A 5,767-nucleotide genomic window follows, 5' to 3' on the forward strand; every position below is an offset into this window, starting at 1 on the left:
GGGGCCTGCCCGGGCACCGCAAGGCCCGCGCGACCGGGGTCCGGTACCGCGACGCCGAGGGCGCTCACGAGCTCGCGGCCGAGGTCGTCGTCTCGACCGCGGACCTGCACCACACCGAGCGGGACCTGCTGCCGCCGCACCTGCGCAGCCACTCGCGGCGCTGGTGGGACAAGCAGGTGCCCGGCCCCAGCACCGTGATGATCTACCTCGGCGTCGAGGGGGAGCTGCCCGAGCTCGCCCACCACAGCCTGTTCTTCGCCGAGAACTGGGACGAGACCTTCGACCGGATCTTCGCCCCGCGCGACGAGGGCCCCGTCGTCATGCCCGATCCGACCTCGGTCTACGTCTCCCGGGTCACCGCGACCGACCCTGACGCGGCCCCCGCGGGCCACGAGAACGTCGTCGTCCTGGTGCCTGTGCCGCCCGACGAGCGGCTCGGCCGCGGCGGGGTCGACGGCGCAGGGGACCCCTGGGTCGAGAAGGTCGCCGACGCCGCCATCGCCCAGCTGGCCTCCTGGGCAGGCATCCCGGACCTGGCCGAGCGCGTCGTCGTGCGGCGCACCGTGGGACCGGGGGACTGGGCCGGGGACCTCAACTCCTGGCGCGGTACCGCCCTGGGCCCGGCGCACACCCTGCGGCAGAGCGCGATGTTCCGCGCGGGCAACGTCTCGCGGCGCGTCGAAGGTCTCTACCTGGCGGGTGGGTCCGTGATCCCCGGGATCGGGCTGCCCATGTGCCTCATCAGCGCCGAGCTCGTGGTCAAGAGGCTGCGCGGGGACACCTCGACGGGTCCGCTGCCCGAGCCCCTCGCCCCGCCGCGCCGCGCCGTCGCCCCCGGACCGGGCCAGCCTCCGCCGGCGGGGGCCGCATGAGCTTCGCCTACGGCGTCGCGCTCCTGATCTCGATCACGGGGATGGTGGTCCTGGACCACCGGTTCCGGCTCTTCTTCTTCGCCGACGCGCGCCGGGCCGCCGTCGTGCTCGTGGCGGGGGTGCTGTTCTTCGTCGTGTGGGACCTGGTGGGCATCGCGACCGGGGTGTTCTTCCGTGGGGAGACCGAGTTCATGACGGGGATCCAGCTCGCCCCGGAGCTCCCGGTCGAGGAGATCGGCTTCCTCACGCTGCTCTGCTACCTGACGATGAACCTGTACGCCGGGGCCGGGCGCGCGCTCGCCGCCCGCGGGCAGGGCCAGCGGGGCCGGGCCGCGGAGGTGGGTCGGTGACCTATCTCGCGATCAACGCGATCTTCCTGCCCCTCGCCCTGGCCGCGCTCGGGCTCGCGTGGTGGTGGGGCGGGCGTGACGCGGGTGGGGCTGGCACGGTTCGGGCTGGTGCGGGTCGGGTGCGGACCCGGCCGTCGCTGCGGGCCCTGGGCATCGCGGCCGTGGTGCTGCTGGTCATGACCGCGGTCTTCGACAACCTCATGATCCGCTCGGGCCTGGTGGCCTACGACGACGCGGAGCGGATCGGCTGGAGCATCGGCGTGGCCCCCGTCGAGGACTTCGCGTACTCGGTCGCGGCGGTGCTGCTGCTACCCGCGCTGTGGCACCTGCTGGGCCGACGCCGCGGGGAGGGCGAGTCATGACCGAGACGCTCCGGCAGCTGACCCTCAGCTCGCGCCCGTTGAGCTGGGTCAACACCGCGTACCCCTTCGCCGCCGCGTACGTGATGGTCACGCGCGAGGTCGACGTCGCGCTCGTCGTCGGGACCCTGTTCTTCCTCATCCCGTACAACCTGCTGATGTACGGGATCAACGACGTCTTCGACTACGAGTCCGACCTGAAGAACCCGCGCAAGGGCGGGGTCGAGGGGGCGTTGCTCGACCGCCGCCTGCACCGCACCACGCTGCTGGCCGCGACCCTGCTGCCGGTCCCCTTCGTGGTGTGGCTCGTGGCGATCGGGTCGCCCTCCTCCTGGCTGGTGCTCGCGGGGTCGCTCTTCGCGGTGGTCGCCTACTCGGCGCCCCGGCTGCGGTTCAAGGAGCGGCCCGTCCTGGACTCGCTCACCTCGAGCACCCACTTCGCCTCCCCGGCCCTGTACGGCCTGGTCCTCGCCGGGGAGCCGATCGGGCGCGGCACCTGGCTGATCCTCGCGGCCTTCTTCCTGTGGGGAGTGGCGAGCCAGGCCTTCGGCGCCGTGCAGGACGTCAAGGCCGACCGCGAGGGCGGCATCTCCTCGATCGCCACGGTGCTGGGCCCCCGCACCACGGTGCGCTTCGCCCTGGCCTGCTACCTCGCGGCGGGGCTGCTGATGATCGCGGTGCCGTGGCCCGGTCCGCTGGCCGGCCTGCTGGTGCTGCCCTACGTGGTGCTGTGCTGGCCGTACCGCTCGGTCAGCGAGGCCGAGGCGGAGACCGCCAACCGTGGCTGGCGTCAGTTCCTCGGCGCCAACTACGTGGTCGGCTTCCTCGTGACGATGCTCCTCATCTGGACCGCCCTCACCTGAGCCGGACGGAGAGGCAGGTCACGCAGCCCTCGAGCTTCTCGAACTCGGTGACCGGGGTGGTGACGACGGTCAGTCCGCGCGCCCGGAGCAGCTCGGCGGTCTGCGGGGCGTGGGCCGAGAGCAGCACGGTCGTCTCGTCGAGGACGACGACGGCGGTGCCCTCGGCCTCGGGGACGGCGAGGAAGCGGGGGAAGATGCTCGGGTCGTCGACGATCGGCTCGTAGCCGATGACGGTGCCGTCGGGCAGGGCGGTGACCGCCGTCTTGAGGTGCAGGGCCATGGTCAGCGGGACGGTCACCACCGTGCGGCCGAGGGGCTCGACGATCGCGGTGAGCTGGGCGATGCCCTCGTCGTTGGTGCGGCTGCTGCGGCCGACGTAGACCGTGGACCCGACCTTGAGCACGTCCCCGCCCTCGAGGGTGCCCGGGGCGGTGATCTGGTGGACCGTGATCGGTTCGCCCTGCTCGCGGAGGGCCTCGAGGGCGCGGGCCATGCTCTCGACCTCGCCGCGGCGGCTGTCCGCGCCCGGGGAGGTGAGGATCGCGGCGTCGTCCACCATGACGACGACGTCCTCGACGAAGACCCCGTCGGGCTGGTCCTCGGCGGCCTCGATCTGCTGCACCTCCCAGCCGTGGGCGGTGAAGGCCGCGCGGTAGGCGTCCCACTGGGTGCGGGCCAGCGCGGCGTCGACCGGCTGCCGCTCGAGGTGGGTCAGCTCACCGTCCTCAAGCTGCCCCGACGGAGGCCGAACCAAGATCCGAGGTCGCGTCGTCATGGACCCATCCTGGCCCACCCACCTCGTTGAGATGTCACTCTCGGGCGCATCGCCATCGCCGCGAAGCGCCAAGAAGTGACATCTCGACGCTGGCGGGTGATGCGGGCGCAGGGGAGCGGCACTGCCGGGTCGCGGGACTAGCCCCCTGGCTCCACGCGACCCGACAGTGCCCTAAGTCCTCAGCCAGCATCCCCCGAGCCGACGAGGACGTCCACGGGCGCGGGGCCGGTGAGCCCCGCGCCCTCGACGGTGACGACGTGCGAGAAGCCCCCCAGCTTCTTCCGCAGACGTCGCACCTGCCCATCGAGGGCGCGCGACGACGGGGCGTGCGCGCCCAGGGCTCGTGACGGCTCGCGGTGGCTCGCCGGCGAACCGGCGGTCACGGCGGAGTCAACACGAGTCATGACAGGAGTGTGACCGGCACGACGCCCGGCCACCAAGGTCGAACGGGGCTGATCTCACATGGTGGACGGTTCTCACCCGGTTGGGTGTGCCCCGGCAGGACAAAACGTCAGCAAGCGGACGCGGTCACACCAGGCCGTAGAGGCGGTCCCCGGCGTCGCCCAGCCCGGGCACGATGTAGGCCTTCTCGTTGAGCCGCTCGTCGACGGCGGCCACGACGATGTTGACGTCGGCCCGGTCGCCCACGTGCTCCTCGACCAGGGCCAGGCCCTCGGGGGCCGCGAGCAGGCAGATGCAGGTCACGTCCCGCGCACCGCGCTCGAAGAGGTAGTCGATGCTCGCGATGAGCGTGCCGCCCGTGGCGAGCATCGGGTCCAGGACGAAGCACTGGCGGCCCGAGAGGTCCTCCGGCAGACGGTTGGCGTAGGTGATGGCCTGCAGGGTCTCCTCGTCGCGCTGGAGCCCCAGGAATCCGACCTCGGCCGTGGGGAGCAGGCGGGTCATGCCCTCGAGCATCCCGAGCCCGGCCCGCAGGATCGGCACCACGAGGGGGCGCGGGTCGGCGAGGTGGGTGCCCGTGGTCACGGCCACGGGGGTCTGCACCTCGATCTGGACCGTGTGGACCTCCCGCGTGGCCTCGTAGGCGAGGAGCGTGACGAGCTCCTCGACCAGCTGGCGGAAGACCGGGGAGGGGGTGTCCTTGTCCCTCAGGACGGACAGCTTGTGGGCGACGAGCGGGTGGTCGGCGACGTGCAGGCGCATGGGTGCACCGTACCGGCTGCGCGGCGCGCGAGGATGGGCCCATGAAGGTGTCCGACGCCGATCTGGCGCACATGCGTGTGGCCCTCACCGAGGCCCGGGCCTGCCTGGGGACCGGAGACGTGCCCGTGGGGGCCGTCGTGATCGGGCCGGAGGGCGACGTCGTCGGGCGGGGACGGAACCGGCGCGAGGCCGTGGGGGACCCGACCGCCCATGCCGAGGTGCTGGCCCTGCGTGAGGCGGCCGAGCGGCTGGGCCGGTGGCGGCTGGACGACTGCACGCTGGTGGTGACCCTCGAGCCCTGCGCGATGTGTGCCGGTGCGGTGGTGCTGGCCCGGGTCGAGCGGCTCGTGCTGGGCGCCTGGGACCCCAAGGCGGGCGCGACGGGCTCGGTCCACGACCTGGTCCGGGATCGGCGTCTCAACCACCAGGTCGAGGTGCTCGGCGGCGTCCTCGAGCAGGACTGCGCCACCCTCCTGCGCGAGTTCTTCGCCCCCCACCGCTGATCCCGCTCACGAGCTCGGGGGGCTAGAGGTGGGCGGCTAGTGCGCGGAGGGTGGGGGTGGTGCCGGCCTCGAGGCGGAGGTCGGCGAGGTGGTCGCTGCGGGTCGGACCGCGGTTGATGATCACCACGGGATGGCCGGCCCGGGAGGCCTGCGTGACGAACCGGCGGCCCGAGAGCACCGTGAGGGAGGTCCCGGCGACGACGAGGGCCTCGGCCTCGTCCACCAGGGCCGTCGCGCGGGCCACCCGCTCCTTGGGCACGTTCTCGCCGAAGTAGACGATCTCCGGCTTGAGCAGCCCGCCGCACACCTCGCAGTCCGCGACCACGAACCCCTCGGTCGACTCGACCACCGCGTCGGCGTCCGGCGCGATCTCGACGTCGGCCACCGCCCCGACCGCCTCGGCGAAGCCCGGGTTGAGGGCCTCGAGCCGCACCGCGAGCTCGTCCCGGCTGACCCGGGTGCCGCAGCTCAGGCAGATCACGTCGGCGTAGGTGCCGTGCAGGTCGATCACCGTGCGGCTGCCCGCGAGCTGGTGCAGCCGGTCCACGTTCTGCGTGATCACCCCGACGACGGCGCCCCGCCCCTCCATCGCGGCGATCGCCTCGTGGCCGGGGTTGGGTCGGGTGCGGTGCACGTGCCGCCAGCCCACGTGGTTGCGGGCCCAGTAGGTGCGCCGGAAGGCGGCGTCGCCCACGAACTGCTGATACGTCATGGGGGTGCGCGGCGGGGAGTCCGGCCCGCGGTAGTCGGGGATGCCCGAGTCCGTCGAGATCCCCGCGCCCGTGAGCACCACGAAAGGCCGGCCGGCGAGCAGCTCCCCGGCGCGCTCGAGCTGCTGCGCGTCCGGGGCGGCGTCAGGCGGGGGGATCGGGCCGCTGGGG

Annotated in this window: 9 protein-coding genes; 5 read left to right on the forward strand and 4 right to left on the reverse strand. The window is 73.1% G+C overall.

The annotated features are described in order from the left end of the window. From crtI to L0B03_RS12945, 4 genes are all read left to right on the forward strand, one after another. Positions 1 to 872 (forward strand): phytoene desaturase family protein (gene crtI / locus L0B03_RS12930; RefSeq protein WP_250446395.1); only part of this gene is annotated, 872 nt, incomplete at its 5' end. Further along, positions 869 to 1,222, forward strand: coding sequence for a lycopene cyclase domain-containing protein (locus L0B03_RS12935; protein WP_250446397.1), 354 nt, complete (start codon positions 869 to 871; stop codon positions 1,220 to 1,222). The genes crtI and L0B03_RS12935, both read left to right, overlap by 4 nt. Further along, a complete protein-coding gene (locus tag L0B03_RS12940; protein WP_250446399.1) occupies positions 1,219 to 1,584 on the forward strand; it encodes a lycopene cyclase domain-containing protein in 366 nt (121 codons plus the stop codon). Before L0B03_RS12935 ends, L0B03_RS12940 begins: the two co-directional genes overlap by 4 nt. After that, positions 1,581 to 2,444: a prenyltransferase gene (locus L0B03_RS12945; protein ID WP_250446401.1), complete on the forward strand. Its 864-nt coding sequence runs from the start codon at positions 1,581 to 1,583 to the stop codon at positions 2,442 to 2,444. Before L0B03_RS12940 ends, L0B03_RS12945 begins: the two co-directional genes overlap by 4 nt. Here the strand turns inward: L0B03_RS12945 and ddaH are convergent. From ddaH to upp, 3 genes are all read right to left on the reverse strand, one after another. Beyond that, positions 2,437 to 3,219, reverse strand: a complete 783-nt coding sequence (gene ddaH / locus L0B03_RS12950; protein ID WP_250446403.1) for a dimethylargininase — start codon at positions 3,217 to 3,219, stop codon at positions 2,437 to 2,439. The two genes, L0B03_RS12945 and ddaH, sit on opposite strands and share 8 nt — an antisense overlap. A gap of 179 nt (positions 3,220 to 3,398) precedes the next feature. Next, positions 3,399 to 3,623 carry a hypothetical protein gene (locus L0B03_RS12955; RefSeq protein ID WP_250446405.1) on the reverse strand — a complete coding sequence of 75 codons (225 nt, stop codon included), beginning with the start codon at positions 3,621 to 3,623 and terminating at the stop codon, positions 3,399 to 3,401. A 124-nt stretch (positions 3,624 to 3,747) separates the two neighbouring features. Further along, complete coding sequence (gene upp, locus L0B03_RS12960; RefSeq protein ID WP_250446408.1) at positions 3,748 to 4,383, reverse strand: uracil phosphoribosyltransferase; 636 nt, start codon at positions 4,381 to 4,383, stop codon at positions 3,748 to 3,750. Positions 4,384 to 4,424: 41 nt separating this feature from the next. Here upp and tadA point away from each other — a divergent pair, with 41 nt between their 5' ends. Continuing rightward, a complete protein-coding gene (gene tadA, locus L0B03_RS12965; protein WP_250446410.1) occupies positions 4,425 to 4,886 on the forward strand; it encodes a tRNA adenosine(34) deaminase TadA in 462 nt (153 codons plus the stop codon). 22 nt (positions 4,887 to 4,908) lie between these two features. On the opposite strand, the gene L0B03_RS12970 is transcribed toward tadA, so the two are convergent. Beyond that, a complete protein-coding gene (locus tag L0B03_RS12970) occupies positions 4,909 to 5,754 on the reverse strand; it encodes a Sir2 family NAD-dependent protein deacetylase (protein WP_250446413.1) in 846 nt (281 codons plus the stop codon). Positions 5,755 to 5,767 lie beyond the last annotated feature (13 nt).

Source organism: Actinotalea sp. C106 (assembly GCF_023630195.1).
Taxonomy (GTDB): domain Bacteria; phylum Actinomycetota; class Actinomycetes; order Actinomycetales; family Cellulomonadaceae; genus Actinotalea.

Coding starts and splice junctions, on each gene's coding strand:
- L0B03_RS12945 (WP_250446401.1), top strand. CDS start 1,581: ATGACCGAGACGCTCCGGCAGCTGACCCTCAGCTCGCGCCCGTTGAGC.
- ddaH (WP_250446403.1), bottom strand. CDS start 3,219: ATGACGACGCGACCTCGGATCTTGGTTCGGCCTCCGTCGGGGCAGCTT.
- L0B03_RS12955 (WP_250446405.1), bottom strand. CDS start 3,623: ATGACTCGTGTTGACTCCGCCGTGACCGCCGGTTCGCCGGCGAGCCAC.
- tadA (WP_250446410.1), top strand. CDS start 4,425: ATGAAGGTGTCCGACGCCGATCTGGCGCACATGCGTGTGGCCCTCACC.
- upp (WP_250446408.1), bottom strand. CDS start 4,383: ATGCGCCTGCACGTCGCCGACCACCCGCTCGTCGCCCACAAGCTGTCC.
- L0B03_RS12935 (WP_250446397.1), top strand. CDS start 869: ATGAGCTTCGCCTACGGCGTCGCGCTCCTGATCTCGATCACGGGGATG.